The organism is Cyanobium sp. BA20m-p-22 (genome assembly GCF_024346275.1).
GTDB lineage: Bacteria > Cyanobacteriota > Cyanobacteriia > PCC-6307 > Cyanobiaceae > Cyanobium_A.
In genome coordinates this window covers 1-15,155 of record NZ_JAGQCQ010000053.1, presented here as the reverse complement: position 1 = coordinate 15,155, position 15,155 = coordinate 1, and the positions used below count along the sequence as shown (strand labels likewise).

The 15,155-nt window shown below is 65.2% G+C and carries 15 protein-coding genes; 13 read left to right on the top strand and 2 right to left on the bottom strand.

The features are described 5' to 3' along the window. From KBZ15_RS06430 to fba, 10 genes are all read left to right on the top strand, one after another. Positions 1-250 (top strand): PUA domain-containing protein (locus tag KBZ15_RS06430; RefSeq protein ID WP_315859857.1); only part of this gene is annotated, 250 nt, incomplete at its 5' end. 37 nt (positions 251-287) lie between these two features. Next, on the top strand, positions 288-1,370 hold the full coding sequence (lpxD, locus tag KBZ15_RS06425; RefSeq protein WP_255014329.1) for a UDP-3-O-(3-hydroxymyristoyl)glucosamine N-acyltransferase: 1,083 nt from the start codon (positions 288-290) through the stop codon (positions 1,368-1,370). Between the two features lie 25 nt (positions 1,371-1,395). Then, complete coding sequence (leuB, locus tag KBZ15_RS06420) at positions 1,396-2,478, top strand: 3-isopropylmalate dehydrogenase (RefSeq protein WP_255014327.1); 1,083 nt, start codon at positions 1,396-1,398, stop codon at positions 2,476-2,478. A gap of 84 nt (positions 2,479-2,562) precedes the next feature. Beyond that, a complete protein-coding gene (locus tag KBZ15_RS06415; protein ID WP_254929930.1) occupies positions 2,563-3,465 on the top strand; it encodes a phosphoribulokinase in 903 nt (300 codons plus the stop codon). A 38-nt stretch (positions 3,466-3,503) separates the two neighbouring features. After that, positions 3,504-3,866, top strand: a complete 363-nt coding sequence (locus KBZ15_RS06410) for a hypothetical protein (RefSeq protein ID WP_261357478.1) — start codon at positions 3,504-3,506, stop codon at positions 3,864-3,866. Positions 3,867-3,891: 25 nt separating this feature from the next. Next, complete coding sequence (locus KBZ15_RS06405; protein ID WP_255014331.1) at positions 3,892-4,728, top strand: A24 family peptidase; 837 nt, start codon at positions 3,892-3,894, stop codon at positions 4,726-4,728. Between the two features lie 38 nt (positions 4,729-4,766). Beyond that, complete coding sequence (gene accD, locus KBZ15_RS06400; RefSeq protein WP_255014326.1) at positions 4,767-5,642, top strand: acetyl-CoA carboxylase, carboxyltransferase subunit beta; 876 nt, start codon at positions 4,767-4,769, stop codon at positions 5,640-5,642. 8 nt (positions 5,643-5,650) lie between these two features. Beyond that, complete coding sequence (locus tag KBZ15_RS06395; protein WP_255014324.1) at positions 5,651-6,058, top strand: hypothetical protein; 408 nt, start codon at positions 5,651-5,653, stop codon at positions 6,056-6,058. Then, the gene (locus KBZ15_RS06390; RefSeq protein WP_255014322.1) at positions 6,055-7,137 is read left to right on the top strand and encodes a Gfo/Idh/MocA family protein; all 1,083 of its coding nucleotides are present in this window, start codon (positions 6,055-6,057) and stop codon (positions 7,135-7,137) included. The genes KBZ15_RS06395 and KBZ15_RS06390 overlap by 4 nt, the downstream gene beginning before the upstream one ends. A 43-nt stretch (positions 7,138-7,180) precedes the next feature. Next, on the top strand, positions 7,181-8,254 hold the full coding sequence (gene fba, locus KBZ15_RS06385) for a class II fructose-bisphosphate aldolase (protein ID WP_197149101.1): 1,074 nt from the start codon (positions 7,181-7,183) through the stop codon (positions 8,252-8,254). A gap of 56 nt (positions 8,255-8,310) precedes the next feature. Here the strand turns inward: fba and KBZ15_RS06380 are convergent, their stop codons facing one another. Further along, positions 8,311-11,142 carry a UPF0182 family protein gene (locus KBZ15_RS06380; protein ID WP_255014319.1) on the bottom strand — a complete coding sequence of 944 codons (2,832 nt, stop codon included), beginning with the start codon at positions 11,140-11,142 and terminating at the stop codon, positions 8,311-8,313. A gap of 144 nt (positions 11,143-11,286) precedes the next feature. Here KBZ15_RS06380 and thrC point away from each other — a divergent pair, with 144 nt between their 5' ends. The 3 genes from thrC to KBZ15_RS06365 are packed head-to-tail and all read left to right on the top strand — an operon-like array spanning position 11,287 to position 13,868. After that, entirely contained in the window at positions 11,287-12,552 is a 1,266-nt protein-coding gene (gene thrC / locus KBZ15_RS06375; RefSeq protein WP_255014316.1) for a threonine synthase, read from the top strand. Positions 12,553-12,581: 29 nt separating this feature from the next. Continuing rightward, entirely contained in the window at positions 12,582-12,857 is a 276-nt protein-coding gene (locus tag KBZ15_RS06370; RefSeq protein ID WP_255014314.1) for a MoaD/ThiS family protein, read from the top strand. 45 nt (positions 12,858-12,902) lie between these two features. Then, a complete protein-coding gene (locus KBZ15_RS06365; RefSeq protein WP_255014312.1) occupies positions 12,903-13,868 on the top strand; it encodes a cupin in 966 nt (321 codons plus the stop codon). On the opposite strand, the gene KBZ15_RS06360 is transcribed toward KBZ15_RS06365, so the two are convergent. Then, the coding region (locus KBZ15_RS06360) for an ATP-dependent metallopeptidase FtsH/Yme1/Tma family protein (RefSeq protein ID WP_255014310.1) at positions 13,806-15,155 on the bottom strand (1,350 nt) is incomplete at its 5' end. The two genes, KBZ15_RS06365 and KBZ15_RS06360, sit on opposite strands and share 63 nt — an antisense overlap.

Sequence of the window (15,155 nt, the reverse complement as noted above, 5' to 3'; positions counted from 1 at the left end):
GGGCACCCTGCATCTGGATGCGGGAGCCGAACGGGCCCTAACCCTTCAGGGCGCCTCCCTGCTGGCCGTGGGAGTGCGGGCAGTGGAAGGGCAGTTCGGCCGACGGGAGGCGGTGCGGCTAGTGGCCAGTGATGGCCGGGAGCTCGGGCGGGGCCTGGCCAGCCTGGGCAGCGCCGAGCTGGCGGAGTTGATCGGCTGTGCCGGCGTGGAGGTGGTGCATCGCGATCACCTGGTGCTCACCAGCTGCTAGGCGCGACCTACGATCCGGCCAGGCCATAGACCTGGGAATGCGTTTCAGCGAACTGCTCGGCCACCTGGGTGAGGTAACCGGTGAGAGTCCTCGCCACCTGGCCACTGACCCTGCCATCCACGGCGGCGCAGCTTTAGACCAGGCCGGGGCCGGGCAGCTGGCTTTTCTAGAACCCGGCAACGCCCTGGCGGCGGCCCTGACCGACAGCGGCGCGAGCGCGGTGTTGATCCCGGCCCGCGGCGAGGGGGCGCAAGCGCTGCAGCAGCTGGCAAGCGAGCGGGGCCTGGCCTGGGTTGCCCTGGCCAATCCTCGCCTTGGCTTCGCCGAGGCGCTCGAAGTGCTCCACCCGCGCCGGCGCCCTGCCCCTGGCATCCACCCCAGCGCCGTGGTCGACCCTGGCGCCGTTGTTGGCATGGGCTGCCATGTGGGCCCCCTCGTGGTGATCGGTGCTGATGTGCAGATTGGGGCCAGCTGCACCATCCATGCCGGTGTGGTGATCTACGCCGACGTCCAGATTGGCCCAGACTGTGAACTCCACTCCGGCGCCGTGCTCCATCCCGGAAGCCGCCTTGCCAGGGCCTGCGTGGTCCACTCCAATGCGGTGATCGGCAGCGAGGGATTTGGCTTCGTGCCCACCGCTGACGGCTGGCGCAAGATGCCCCAGACCGGCCTGGTGGTGCTCGAGGATGGGGTGGAAGTGGGCTGCGGCAGCACCATCGACCGCCCTGCGGTGGGCGAAACCCGCATAGGCGCAGGCAGCAAAATCGACAACCTGGTCCACATCGGCCACGGCGTCAGCATGGGCAGCGGCTGTGCCCTGGCGGCCCAGGTGGGCATCGCCGGCGGCGCGAAGCTGGGCAAGGGGGTGATCCTGGCGGGCCAGGTGGGCCTTGCCAACAGGGCCGTGATGGGGGATGGCTCAATTGCCTCCTCCAAGTCGGGCATCCACGGCGAGGTGGCTGCCGGGGAAGTGGTCAGCGGTTATCCGGCCATCCCCAACCGCCTCTGGCTGCGCTGCTCCGCCACCTTCAACAAGTTGCCGGAGCTGGCTAAAGCCCTGCGCCAGTTAGAGAAGCGCAGCGAACCCCAACCGCCTAATCCCCAACCGCCCAAGCCCTAGCCTCGCGCCTGACAGCTCAGCCACCATGACCTCCCGCCACCGGATCACCCTGCTGCCAGGCGACGGCATCGGCCCGGAGATCACAGCGGTGACGCGCCAACTGCTCGATGCAGTCAGTGCCCAACATGGATTTGAGCTGGTTTACGACGAGCAGCCGATGGGCGGCAGCGCCATCGATGCCACCGGGGTTCCCCTACCTGAGAGCACCCTGGCAGCCTGCCGGCAAAGCGAGGCGGTGCTGCTGGCCGCGATCGGTTCGCCCCAATACGACAACCTGCCCCGGGAGCAGCGACCGGAAACGGGGCTGCTGGGCCTGCGCTCAGGCCTGGGCCTTTTTGCAAACCTGAGACCGGTGAAGATCTTCCCGGCCCTGATCGATGCCTCCAGCCTCAAACCAGAGGTGATCGCCGGGGTGGATCTGCTGGTGGTGCGGGAGCTCACCGGCGGGGTCTATTTCGGCACACCGAGGGGTCGGGTGGAGGCTGACGGCCGGGTGCGGGCTTTCAACACCATGGCCTACTTCGACGACGAAATCGACCGCATCGCCAAGGTGGGCTTCGATCTGGCGGCAGCGCGGAGCGGCAGGCTCTGCAGCGTCGACAAGGCCAACGTGCTCGATGTCAGCCAGCTCTGGCGGGATCGGGTTAACGCCATGGCCGCCGGCTACCCCACGGTGGAGCTCAGCCATATGTACGTCGACAACGCGGCCATGCAACTGGTGCGAAACCCCCGTCAGTTCGACGTGCTGCTGACCAGCAATCTGTTCGGCGACATTCTCAGCGACGAGGCGGCCATGCTCACCGGTTCCATCGGCATGCTCCCCTCTGCCTCCCTGGGCAGCAGCGGCCCCGGCCTGTTTGAGCCGATCCACGGTTCAGCCCCCGACATCGCTGGCCAGGACAGGGCCAACCCCCTGGCGATGGTGCTCAGCGCAGCCATGCTGCTGCGGCTGGGCCTAGGGCAGCTCGCGGCCGCCACCGCCCTGGAGAGTGCCGTGGATCGGGTGCTGGCGGCAGGCTTCCGCACCGGCGACCTGATGGCCGCAGGTTGCACCCAGCTGGGCTGCCGGGCCATGGGCGACCAGCTGCTGGCAGCCCTGGAAGCCTGAACCACGGCTGGTAACGGTCCGGCAGGGATTGGCCTTGCCGGCCCAGCAACCTGCCAAAATTGCAGCCGGTTTCTCCTCCCGCGCATGTCGAAGCGTCACCCGGTTGTTTCTGTCACCGGCTCCTCCGGCGCTGGGACTAGCACTGTCAAGCGAGCTTTCGAGTACATCTTCAGGCGTGAAGGAATCATTCCTGCGGTGGTGGAGGGCGACAGCTACCACCGCTACGAGCGGGCCGCGATGAAGGAAGCGATGGCTGCCGCCGTTGCCAATGGAGAGAACTTCTCCCACTTCGGCCCAGCGGCAAACCGCTTTGACAAACTCGAGGAGCTGTTCCGCACCTACGGGGAAACCGGCGGCGGCCAGAAGCGTTACTACCTCCACTCGGCGGAGGAGGCGGCAGACCACAACGGCCGCCTGGGCACAAACCTCGAACCTGGCCAGTTCACGCCCTGGGAGCCCATCCCTGAAAGCACCGACCTGCTCTTCTACGAAGGCCTGCATGGCGGCGTCGTGGGCGATGGCTACGACCTACCCAAACTGGCGGATCTGCTGATCGGCGTGGTGCCGATCGTGAATCTCGAGTGGATCCAGAAAATCGCCCGCGACAACCAGGAGCGGGGCTACTCGGCCGAGGCCACGGTGGACACGATCCTGCGGCGCATGCCCGATTACATCAATCACATCTGCCCGCAGTTCAGCCTCACCGACATCAACTTCCAGCGGGTGCCCACGGTCGATACTTCGAACCCCTTTTTCATCCAGACCATTCCCACCCCGGATGAAAGCTTCGTGATCATCCACTTCCGCAAGGTAGCCCGTGACAAGTGGGGCATCGACTTCACCTACCTGCTCGACATGATCCACGACTCGTTCATGTCAACCCCCACCTCGATCGTGGTGAACGGCGGCAAGATGGGTTTTGCCATGGAGCTGATCCTCACTCCGATCATCCATCGGATGATCGAAGAAAAGAAGAAGCTGGCCTGATTGCAGCCGTACCCCTTACTCTGGGGTCGCAATACGACTTGGTGAGGCCGATTTCCGTCGCCCCGTCCACGCCGATTCCCCCCTCCTTTCTGATCTCAGGGGCCCCCACCAAGGTGGCACCTGTCTTGCGCCTCGATCAGATCAATAGTCAGTTGGTCATTCAGGCCGCCCGCAGGGTTCTGTTTGAGGCCCTTGACCACTGCGCGCCGGGTGCAGATGTCTGTGGTGTGGTGCTCAAGGCCAACCCGACCAATCTTCAGGGTCGGATAGTTCAAGCCATGCCGGTGCTCCTGCCAGACGAGCAGTTTGTACCGATCGAGCTGATCCGGGCCCGGCGCAGCCGCAGTGGCCCATCCAGGCTGCGCTTTCCCCGCACCAACCCCTCCCCGACAACCGTCTGAGTTCCGCTTGAGCGTCCCAGCGCCACTGCTCGCCAGCTTCCCGAACCTGCCAATTTGGGTCGCGCTGATCGGAGCCTGTTTCGGCAGCTTCTTGAATCTGGTTGCCTGGCGACTGCCGCGTGAGGAATCGATCCTGCTGCCGCCAAGCCATTGCCCCCATTGCGGCAGCCGTTTGCGCTGGTATGAGAATGTGCCCGTGCTGGGGTGGCTATGGCTGCGGGGCCGCTGCGGCCACTGCGGCGCCCCGATAGCGATTCGCTACCCGCTGGTAGAGCTGCTCAGCGCCGGGCTCTGGGTGGCCTGCCTGCAGGCCACCCCGGCAGCGATGGGCCCCCGGCCCCTGGCCTTGCAGGTGGTGCTGGCTGGCTGGCTGCTGCTGAGCTGGCTGCTGCCCTTGCTGCTGATCGACCTCGATTACCTCTGGCTGCCCGAGCCCCTCTGCCGGGTAGGCCTGCTGCTGGGCCTGGGGATGACGGCAATTATTGGTTTCCAGCAGGGCGAAGCCGTGGGCCGGGCCCTGCTGTTCCACCACCTCTTGGCTGCCGGGGTCGCCCTGGTGGGCTTTGAGGGCGTCAGCGCCCTGGCTGAGAGGCTCATCGGCAAGCCCGCCCTGGGGCTGGGCGACGCCAAGCTCGCTGCCCTGCTGGGGGCGTGGCTGGGGCTCACCGGCCTGGGCATAACTGTGGTGCTGGCAGTGTTCGGCGGTGCCGTGGTGGGCAGCATCGGCCGCCTCAGCGGGCGGCTGGGCAGGCACCAGCCCTTTCCCTTCGGCCCATTCCTGGCAGCTGGTGGAGCCGCCGTCTGGCTATGGGGCCATGACTTTTGGCTGCCCCTCCTTGGGCTGGTGGGCCCGGCGCCTTAAATGGGTTCAGCCGCCGGGCCCTGTCGCCTTGAGATCGCATGTCGCTTTTCGACTGGTTCGCGGATCGCCAGAAAAATGCCCCCACCGTGCGGGTCACCCAGGACGTGGAAGAGGGCGATGGGCTCTGGAGCAAGTGCCCCGAATGCGGCCTGGTGGTGTATCGCAAAGATCTGGTGGCCAATGCCAGCGTCTGCAAGGGCTGCGGCCACCACAACAGGATTGACAGTGAGGAGCGAATCGCCCTGATCGCCGACCCCGGCAGCTTCGAACCGTTAGATAGCTCCCTGGCCCCCACCGATCCACTGGCCTTCAAGGATCGCCGCAGCTACGCCGATCGGCTGCGGGACAGCCAGCAGAGCACCGGTCTGCTCGATGCCGTCGTTACCGGCCTCTGTCGCACCAGCGGCCTGCCCCTGGCCCTGGGGGTGATGGACTTCCGCTTCATGGGCGGCTCGATGGGCTCGGTGGTGGGCGAGAAGCTCACCCGCCTGATCGAAACCGCCACTGCCCGCCGCTACCCGGTGCTGATCGTGTGTGCCTCCGGCGGCGCCCGCATGCAGGAGGGCATGCTCAGCCTGATGCAGATGGCCAAGATCTCCGGTGCCCTGGAACGCCACCGCCAGGCCGAACTGCTCTACCTGCCTCTGCTGACCTATCCCACCACCGGGGGGGTGACGGCCAGCTTTGCCATGCTGGGCGATCTAATTCTGGCCGAACCCAAGGCCCTAATCGGCTTTGCAGGCAGGCGGGTGATTGAGCAGACCCTGCGCGAAAAACTCCCCGAAGGCTTTCAAACCGCCGAATACCTGCGCGAGCATGGATTTGTCGATGCGATCGTGGATCGAACCCGCCTCAAGGCCACCCTGGCAAGCCTGCTGAAGCTGCACGGCTGCCGCGAAACGGTGCTGGCGTGAGGCAGATCATGGGCAGATATCTGGGCAGAAATCTGGGCTGGCTGGCTGGAATTCTGCTGTTACTGGCGGTATTCAGCGGCGCCGGCTCGGCCGCCTTCGCCGGCCCGGTTGACTGGCACGAAGTGGCCAGCAGCGATGAGGGCCGCCAGTGGTGGGATGGGGGCAGCCTGCGCCGCAGCCGCGAGGGCAACGTGTCGGTGCTGACTCGGTTCCAAGCCCCCACCACGGAGGAGAAGCCCCGTCCTAGCAACGATCTCTATGTGATGGAACTCGATTGCGACCAGGCCCTATTCCGCGATACCTCGATCAACGGGCTGCCCCAGTTCGGAGCCCAGTGGCAGCCCACCGCCGGAGACAACCTGATCACCAGGGTGGTAACTGAGGTGTGCGCAGTTGCCAGTGAGACCCTGCCATGACCAGCCCATTGCGGGTGGCCATCGCCGGCCTGGGCATCGGTGAAAAGGTCCACTTGCCCGCCCTGCGGGCCTGTGCTGGCACCACTCCGGTCGCCCTCTGGCATCCCCGGCCCGAGCGGTTGGACGCGGCCTGCCGCAGCGCCGAACTGCCCGGCTACGGCGACTTTGACGCCCTGCTGGCCGATCCGGCGGTAGAAGCCCTGGTGATCGCCACCCCGCCGGCGCCCCGCTTCGAGCTGGCCGAGAGGGCCCTTCATGCCGGCAAGCACCTGCTACTGGAAAAGCCGGTGGCCCTCTGTGCCGAGCAGGTGGAAGAGCTACAAAGGCTGGCCCTGCAGCGGGGGCTAACGGTGGCAGTTGATTTCGAATACCGGGCGGTGCCCCTCTTCCAGCAGCTTGCCGCCCTTGTCGCCAGTGGCGACCTGGGGGAACTGCTGCTCGTCAAATTCGACTGGCTGATGGCTAGCCGCGCCGACCCCACCAGGCCCTGGAACTGGTATTCCCAGGCCGCTGCAGGCGGCGGCGTGCTGGGGGCCCTGGGCACCCATGCCTTTGACATCCTCCATTGGCTGGTGGGACCAAGCCGCTCCCTGCGCGCCCTGCTGAGCACGGCCATCGGCGCAAGGCCCCTGGAAGATGGCAGCGGCCGCCTGGCCGGCGTCGACGCCGAGGACATCGCCCTGGTGCAGCTGGAACTGGAGACCGCCCAGGGCCAGGTGGTGCCGGCCCAGTTGAACCTGGCTTCCGTGACCCGCCGGGGGCGGGGCTGCTGGCTCGAGCTCTACGGGCGAGATGGGACCGCCGTACTCGGATCCGACAACCAGGCCGACTATGTACATGGCTTTGGTCTGTGGCACTCCCGCGGAGGGGAGCCGCTCAGGCCCCTGGAAGCTGAGGCCCAATGGGGGTTTGGTCGCACCTGGGCTGACGGGAGGATCGCCCCGGTGCTGCGGCTGCACAGCTGGTGGAGTGAGGCGGTGCGCGAGGGTCGCCCGATGGTGCCAGGCCTGGGCGAAGCGGTGAGCAGCCAGCGCTGTTGCGATTGGGCCCGCCATGGTCAGCCCGGGGGCATCCCCTAGACTCCCAGCCAGTTCCCTACTCCGATCCGAGAGGTTTTTTCCCATGGCGCTCGTTCCGCTTCGGCTGCTGCTCGACCATGCCGCTGAGAACGGCTACGGAATTCCTGCCTTCAACGTCAACAACCTCGAGCAGGTGCAATCGATCATGGAGGCGGCCAGTGAGACCGACTCTCCGGTGATCCTGCAGGCCTCCCGCGGAGCGCGCCAGTATGCCGGTGAAAATTTCCTGCGCCACCTGATCCTGGCCGCAGTCGAAACCTATCCGGATATCCCGGTGGTGATGCACCAGGACCACGGCAACAGTCCTGCCACCTGCTTCGGCGCCGCCGCCAACGGCTTCACTTCGGTGATGATGGATGGCTCGCTGATGGCTGATGCCAAGAGCCCTGCCAGCTACGAGTACAACGTGGCCGTCACCAAGGAAGTGGTGGACGTGGCCCACGCCATCGGCGTGAGTGTGGAGGGCGAACTGGGTTGCCTGGGTTCCCTGGAAACCGGCATGGGTGAGGCCGAAGACGGCCATGGCTTTGAGGGCAAGCTCGACCACAGCCAGCTGCTCACCGATCCGGCCGAGGCCGCCGACTTCGTCGCCAAAACCAAAGTTGACGCCCTGGCTATCGCCATTGGCACCAGCCACGGCGCCTACAAGTTCACCCGCAAGCCCACCGGTGAAGTGCTGGCCATCAGCCGCATCGCTGAGATCCACAAAGCGATCCCTAACACCCACCTGGTGATGCATGGCTCCTCCTCGGTGCCCCAGGAGTGGCTGGACATGATCAACAAGTACGGCGGCGCCATCCCCGAGACCTACGGCGTGCCCGTGGAGGAAATCCAGGAGGGCATCCGCAACGGTGTGCGCAAGGTGAACATCGACACCGACAACCGGCTGGCCTTCACCGCAGCTGTTCGGGAAGCCGCCTTCAAGGACCCCACCAACTTCGATCCCCGCCACTTCAACAAGCCTGCCCGCCAGTACATGAAGCAGGTGTGCCTGGATCGCTATCAGCAGTTCTGGTGTGCCGGCAACGCCAGCAAGATCAAGCAGCGCGACATCAACTACTACGCCGGCCTCTACGCCAAGGGCGAACTGGATCCCAAAACTGCCGTGGCTGCTTGAGCCAAGCATCAGCCTGATTCCAGGGTGGGGGCCAATTGGCCCCCTTTTTTTCTGGCTCAGGGAATGGCTTCTGCGGAGTTGGTGATCGCCGCCAAGGAGCGGCGGGGGTCCAGGAGGGCCTCGATGGCCTTGTCGAGGCTGGTCTCCATCGCCACCCGGCTGCCATCACTCACCACCACCCGGGTGAGGGTGGGCAGGCCCCCATTGCGGGCCTTGAGGTAGACGGGCTCCACATAGAGGAGGGCTTTGCCCAAGGGCACCACCAGCAGGTTGCCCTGGATCACCTCCGAGCCAGCCCGGTCCCAGAGCCCGAACTGTTGACTGATGCTCGGGTTCTGGTTGATCAGGGCCTGGATCTGCTCGGGGCCGAAGATCGGCGTTTGGGTGGGGAAGCGCAGCAATACCAGTTCGCCGTAGTTGGGATCGTCACTGCGGGCCGCCAGCCAGGCGGCGAGGTTTGGGCGCGCCAGGGGCGTGAGTGGTTGCAACAGCAGAAATTCCGGCGGTTGGTCTGGGGTCAGCTGGGCGCTGACGTGATACGGCTTCACCGGAACCTGATCGCGGCCATAGAGCTCCTTCGGCACCTGCCACACGTCATCGCCGCTGTAGAAAACGCGAGGATCGGTGACGTGATATCTGAGCAGCTGGGCCGTCTGCAACTCAAACTGCCACTGGGGGTAGCGAATATGGGCCCGCAGGGCAGCAGGCATGGCCGCCATAGGCGCGAACAGATCGGGAAAGAGACGCTGCCAGCCAGCCATGATCGGATCGCTGCTGGAGGCGACGTACATCACCACGGTGCCGTTGTAGGCATCCACAACCGCCTTAACCGAATTGCGCAGGTAGCGGATCTCAGGCTCGCCCGGCACCGCCGCGCTGTAGGGATAGCTGCGGCTGCTGGTAAACCCCTCCACCAGCCAGTACTGGTGCTGGGTGCGAGGGAAGGGGCCGTTCTGGCCCAGCTGCACCGATACCAGCACAGGATCTCCCTCAAAGCGCACGAAGGGAGCCAGGGTGCGCAGCCGCTCCCTCACCTCGCGCCGCAGCAGCAACCGGGTAGCAGGGGTGATTGCACCCTGCACCAGCAACTTGGGCTCACCCAGGTAAAGGGCAGCGGCCAGGCGTCCCCAGGCTGAGCCGATCGGCACACCAGCCTTACCTGAGTAATGGGTGTAGAGATTTTCGTCTCCCTGGGGATAGTCAAATTCCTGCACCTTGGTGGGAGCTAGGGCATAGGGCGACTTGAGCGCTCCGAAATAGAGGCTGGGTTGGCCGATTGGAATGCCGGCCCTCACCTGGGCAGAGCTGATGCCCAACTTGGCATTGCCCTGAACCCGGGTGGAGGCTCCCAGATCGCTGATGAAGAAGTCGGGCAAGCCATCAGGGCTGCTGGTGTTTACCGGCGAAACCGTGAAGCCATATCCATGGGTGAACACCAGATGGGTATTGAGCCAGGTGCGGGCCGCCGGTGGCAGGGAGGCCTGATCCAGCTCCCTTGCCGAGATCATCACCAACTGGCGGCGATCCGTGCCCGCATTGGCTGACAGGCTGTAGCGGTCGACCGCAGCCCCTGAAAAGCGGTAATAGACCCGCAGCTGCTGCAGCTGGCGGTTGGTAGATAGCAGGGGCTGGCTATCCCAGAGACGGATGTTGCGCAGGGTCGCCTGGCCGGCGATGACATCGGCACGGCTGAGGCGGTTGCGCGGCTGCACATTGCGGCTTCTGATGCCATCGAGCTCAAAGGCGGCCCTGGTGGCAGCGATCGAGCGAGCCAGGTAGGGGGTCTCCAGCTGGAGCTCCCGGGGCCGCACCAGCATCAACTGAAATAGGGGGGTGAGCAGGGCCTCGAGCAGGGGCACCGCGAGCAGGGCTGCGGAAACTGCCGCCATCAGGGGGCCACGAAGACCCTTGCGAGGCAGGGGCAACAGCAGGGCCACGGCGGTCAGCAGGGCCACCACCACAGCTGTGGTGCGCAGGGGAAGCACAAAGTGAACATCCAGCCAGCCGGCCCCGGGCACACTGCCGGCAGTGCTGAGCAGCAACTGGTGCCGCCCCAGTAAGAAGCCACAGGCCACCAGCAGGGCCAGCAGGGCCAGGGGTGCGCGCAGCCTCACCAGTTGGGTGGCGGTGAAGCCATGGAAGCGCCCATCGCTGAGCTGGGGCGGGCGGGCCAGGATCCCCCACAGCCCCGCCGCCAGATGGCAGCTGACCAGGGCCAGCAGCAGGGTGAGCCCAAAGGCCAAAGCGGGAAAGCGCACCAGCGCAAAACTGATGTCTGCATCAAGCAGGGGCTCTCGAATGCCGCTATCGGGAGCCAACATCGCCAGCGACCACACCCCCCAGGCCCGGCCCATGGCGGTGGCAGCAGCCAGGGAAGCCATCCCCGCCACCAACCGGGGCGCAAAGCTGGGCCGCAGCAGCAATGCCCCCAGTAGGGCGGCCAACAACAGCAGTAAGGGGAAGGGCAAGCCCTCGAGCATGGCGAGCCCATGCAACCGGCTGGAGTCAAAGGGATTGCGCACCAACCGCTCCGCCAGGCTGAGCAGCAGGGCCAGGGGCAGCAGCTGGATCGTGGCCAGGAGCCCAAGGCTGAGCCCATAGGGGAGCGGCGCAAGGCCGAAGCGGAGGGGCTCGGCAGGTGCCGATCCGGGCCGCCAGAAGCTGCTAATCCAGCGCTGCAGAGCCAGGCCCAAGGCCAGCCCCAACAGCGAGAAACCAATCTGCAACAACCAGCGGCGCAGCAGCACCCCACCCCTGGAAAACTGCTCAAACCACTGCCATTCCACCCAGAGGCGGGACACCAGGATCAAAACTGCGGCAAGCAGGGCCAACCCAAGGGGCACGCTGACGAGCAGCAGGAAGGCAGACGGCGACGCTCGCCTTGACATCAGCAATCGGCTTACTGGCTGAGGCTAGGAAGCCCTGGCCCAACAGCAAGCCTCCGCCTCCAGGAAATACCCGACCTTTGAGATCGGGATTAATCAGCCGCCCCATCTGGCGCTGTTAGCCTCCAGTCACCGCTGGGCGTGCCCGTGACTGCCACCCTCTCCCGCTCAACCTTCACCGGACTGCGCTGTAAAGAATGCGGCCACCCCTATGAGGCCAGCGCCCGCCACGTCTGTGAAGACGTCTGTTTCGGCCCCCTGGAGGTCGTCTACGACTATGAGGCCATCAAGAATCGGGTGACCCGCGCCACCATTGAGGCCGGGCCCACCTCCATCTGGCGCTACCGCGAATTCCTGCCGATCGAGGGGGATCCCATTGATGTGGGCACGGGGTTCACGCCCCTGCTCAAGGCGGGCAACCTGGCCCGGCGGCTGGGCCTCAAAAGCCTCTATATCAAGAACGACGGCGTCAACATGCCGACGCTCTCCTTTAAAGACCGGGTGGTGAGTGTGGCGCTCACCAGGGCCCGCGAGCTCGGCTTCACCACGGTGAGCTGCGCCTCCACCGGCAACCTGGCCAACTCCACCGCAGCCATCGCCGCCCACGCCGGCCTGGAGTGCTGCGTGTTCATCCCCAGTGACCTGGAGTTGGGCAAGGTGCTCGGCACGTTGGTCTACAACCCAACCCTCATGGCGGTCCATGGCAACTACGACCAGGTCAACCGCCTCTGCTCGGAAGTGGCCAACACCTTCGGCTGGGGCTTCGTCAACATCAACCTGCGCCCCTACTACTCCGAGGGTTCCAAAACCCTGGGCTATGAGGTGATTGAACAGCTGGGCTGGCAACTGCCCGACCACATCGTGGCGCCCCTGGCCTCGGGCTCCCTGTTCACCAAAATCCGCAAGGGCTTTGATGAATTCATCAAGGTGGGCCTGGTGGAAGGAAAGGCCGTGCGTTTCAGCGGCGCCCAGGCCGAAGGCTGCAGCCCGATCGCCCAGGCCTTCGCCGCCGGCCGCGACTTCATCACCCCGGTTAAGCCCAATACGATTGCCAAATCAATTGCCATTGGCAACCCCGCCGATGGCCCCTACGCCATTGATATCGCCAACAAAACCGGCGGCACCATCGCCGCCGTGAGCGATGCCGAGATAATCGACGGCATCAAGCTGCTGGCAGAAACCGAGGGAGTTTTCACCGAAACAGCAGGCGGCACCACAATTGCGGTGCTCAAGAAACTGGTGGAGCTCGGCAAGATCAACCCGGAGGAAACCACCGTTGCCTATATCACCGGCAATGGGCTCAAGACAACAGAGGCCATTGCCGACTCCATCGGCGCCCCCTACACGATCGAAGCCCAACTCGACAGCTTCAAATCCGCCTGGGCCCAGGCCCAGCTCGACCGCTCCAGCTGACCCTTTTCCATACCCGCCCAATCTCCGCCATGGCCGTTCAGGTTCTGATCCCCACCCCCCTGCAGAAGTTCACCAACAACGAGGCCAGCGTTGATCTGGAAGCCAGCAACGTGGATGGCCTGATCGACGCCCTTGAGCTGCATTACCCAGGCATCAAGGGCCGCCTCTGTGATGAGGCAGGCAAGCTGCGTCGTTTTCTCAATGTCTATGTAAATAGCGAGGACATCCGTTTCCTCGACCACCAGGCCACCCCCCTCAAGGACGGCGATGAGGTGAGCATCGTGCCAGCAGTTGCCGGCGGATGATCCCAGAATGGGGGAAGAGATTCACTGCCGCCCCAGCCCCCACCCATGAACCAGGCCCAGATTCAACCTGGCGATTGCACCGGCCAGGCCGACTGGCAGGCCAAGGCCCTGCTGTTCGACTATCGCCAGGCTGCCAATCCGGTGCGCCGGGGTCTCACCGAACCAATCGGCTACCACCAGTGGGGAGCAGCCCTGCACCAGTCAGGTGGCACGGCCGTTCTACCTCTGGATCTGAGTGGGGAGCTGGGCTGCAATGGCCCGGCCACCAGCCCAGCCCTGGCGGCCCATTTCCTGCGGATCCTTCCAGGAGAGGGGCTTAAGGCTGCTGCCAATGCCACCAGCTCACTCTTTTTTGTGCTCCAGGGCAAAGGGGAGCTGCGCTGGGCAGGCCAGAGGCTGAACTGGGGCGCGGGCGACCTGCTGGTGCTTCCCGCCGGAGAGACCCCACTGCTGCAGGCAGAGCAAACCAGCGTTCTCTACTGGGTGCATGACGGGCCGCTGTTGGATTTTCTCGGCGTAACTGCCTCAAGCACCCGCTTCGATCCCACCCATTACCCCGCAGCGCTGCTGGAGAAGGAGCTCGCCCAACTTCTGGCCGACCCCAGCTCCGCCCGCAGTAACAGACTCAGCCTGCTGCTGGCCAATAGGGACCTGCCCCAGAGCCGCACGGTCACCCACACCCTCTGGGCCATGTTCGGAGTCGTGCCTGCCGGGGTAATCCAGCCTCCCCATCGGCACCAGTCGGTGGCCCTCGATCTGATCATCGACTGCGACCCCGGCTGCCACACCCTGGTGGGCACCGAAATTGACGCCAACGGTCAGATTGTCAATCCCCAGCGCATCGAGTGGGAGTCGGGTGGGGCCTTCATCACCCCGCCTGGCCATTGGCATTCCCACGTCAACACCAGCGGTCGCCAGGCCCGCCTGCTGCCCATTCAGGATTCGGGCCTACACACCTACCTGCGTAGCTTGGACATCCGCTTTGCCGGTGGGCTCCAAACTGGCGATTGAGGCGCCGTCATTTGGGCTGGTGCCATCGGCCCTGGCAACGACGGCCCTGAATGCATCGCCCTCAATCGTTTCATCCCGGATCAGCAGGTCCACCAGTTCGTCGATCAGGGGTCGGCGGGGCTCCAGCAATGCCACCGCCTGCTCAAGGGCTGTAGCGGCCAGCTCCCTCACCAAAACATCGATGCGGTTACCTGTTTCCCGGGAGTAGGGGGGCTCGGAGCGGAGCCAGTCGCGGCCCAGGAACACCTCCGTACCGTCCCCCTCCAGCGCTACCGGGCCGAGGCTGGAGAAGCCGTAGCGGGTGACCATCTCGCGGCTGATGCGGGTGACCAGGTCCAGGTCACCGCTGGCTCCCTGGGTAACTTCTCCGGCACCAAACACCACCAACTCGGCGGCCCGGCCGCCAAGGGCCACCACCAGTCGGGCCTGCAGGTAGGCCTTGCTGATCAACCCGGAATCCAGGATCTCCTCATCGGGCACCATGCGGGCAAAACCGCCTACGCCACCAGCTCTGGGCAACAAGGTGACCTTGTCGAGGGGGTCGGCATGGGGCACCAGGGTGGCCAGTAGGGCATGGCCCACCTCGTGATAGGCAATCAGTCGCTTCTTGGCGCTGTCCTGCAGGGGGGCGGCGGCCAGGCCCATGGTGATCCGCTCAAGGGCCCCAGCCATGGCCCCATCGTCAATCTCAGCCAGGTGGTGGCGGGCCGTGAGGATGGCGGCCTCGTTGAGCAGGTTGGCCAAATCTGCGCCGGAGAAGCCCGGGGTGCGACTGGCCCAGGCCGAGAGGGAAACCGCTGCTGCCAGGGGTCTGCTGCGGGCATGCACCGCCAGAATGGCCTCGCGGCCGCGGCGGTCAGGCAGGTCAATAGTGATGCGGCGGTCGAAGCGGCCCGGCCGCATCAGGGCCGTATCCAACACATCTGGGCGGTTGGTAGCCGCCAGCAAAATCACCCCGGAATTGTCTGCAAAGCCATCCATCTCAGTGAGCAGCTGGTTGAGGGTCTGCTCGCGCTCATCGTTGCCGCCACCGATACCAGCTCCCCGTTGACGACCAACCGCATCAATTTCGTCGATAAAAATGATGCAGGGGGCCTTGGCCTTGGCCTTACGGAAGAGATCCCGCACCCGGCTGGCCCCCACCCCAACAAACATCTCGACAAACTCAGACGCCGCCATCGAGAAAAAGGGAACTCCCGCTTCCCCGGCAATGGCCCGAGCCAGCAGGGTCTTACCGGTGCCGGGGGGGCCGATCAGCAGTACACCCTTGGGGATTTTGGCGCCGAC

Excerpts from the sequence above, each read along its gene's own strand:
- KBZ15_RS06365 (WP_255014312.1), top strand. The coding sequence starts at position 12,903 with ATGAACCAGGCCCAGATTCAACCTGGCGATTGCACCGGCCAGGCCGAC.
- KBZ15_RS06415 (WP_254929930.1), top strand. The coding sequence starts at position 2,563 with ATGTCGAAGCGTCACCCGGTTGTTTCTGTCACCGGCTCCTCCGGCGCT.
- accD (WP_255014326.1), top strand. The coding sequence starts at position 4,767 with ATGTCGCTTTTCGACTGGTTCGCGGATCGCCAGAAAAATGCCCCCACC.
- KBZ15_RS06380 (WP_255014319.1), bottom strand. The coding sequence starts at position 11,142 with ATGTCAAGGCGAGCGTCGCCGTCTGCCTTCCTGCTGCTCGTCAGCGTG.
- KBZ15_RS06370 (WP_255014314.1), top strand. The coding sequence starts at position 12,582 with ATGGCCGTTCAGGTTCTGATCCCCACCCCCCTGCAGAAGTTCACCAAC.
- KBZ15_RS06395 (WP_255014324.1), top strand. The coding sequence starts at position 5,651 with ATGGGCAGATATCTGGGCAGAAATCTGGGCTGGCTGGCTGGAATTCTG.
- lpxD (WP_255014329.1), top strand. The coding sequence starts at position 288 with ATGCGTTTCAGCGAACTGCTCGGCCACCTGGGTGAGGTAACCGGTGAG.
- leuB (WP_255014327.1), top strand. The coding sequence starts at position 1,396 with ATGACCTCCCGCCACCGGATCACCCTGCTGCCAGGCGACGGCATCGGC.
- KBZ15_RS06390 (WP_255014322.1), top strand. The coding sequence starts at position 6,055 with ATGACCAGCCCATTGCGGGTGGCCATCGCCGGCCTGGGCATCGGTGAA.
- fba (WP_197149101.1), top strand. The coding sequence starts at position 7,181 with ATGGCGCTCGTTCCGCTTCGGCTGCTGCTCGACCATGCCGCTGAGAAC.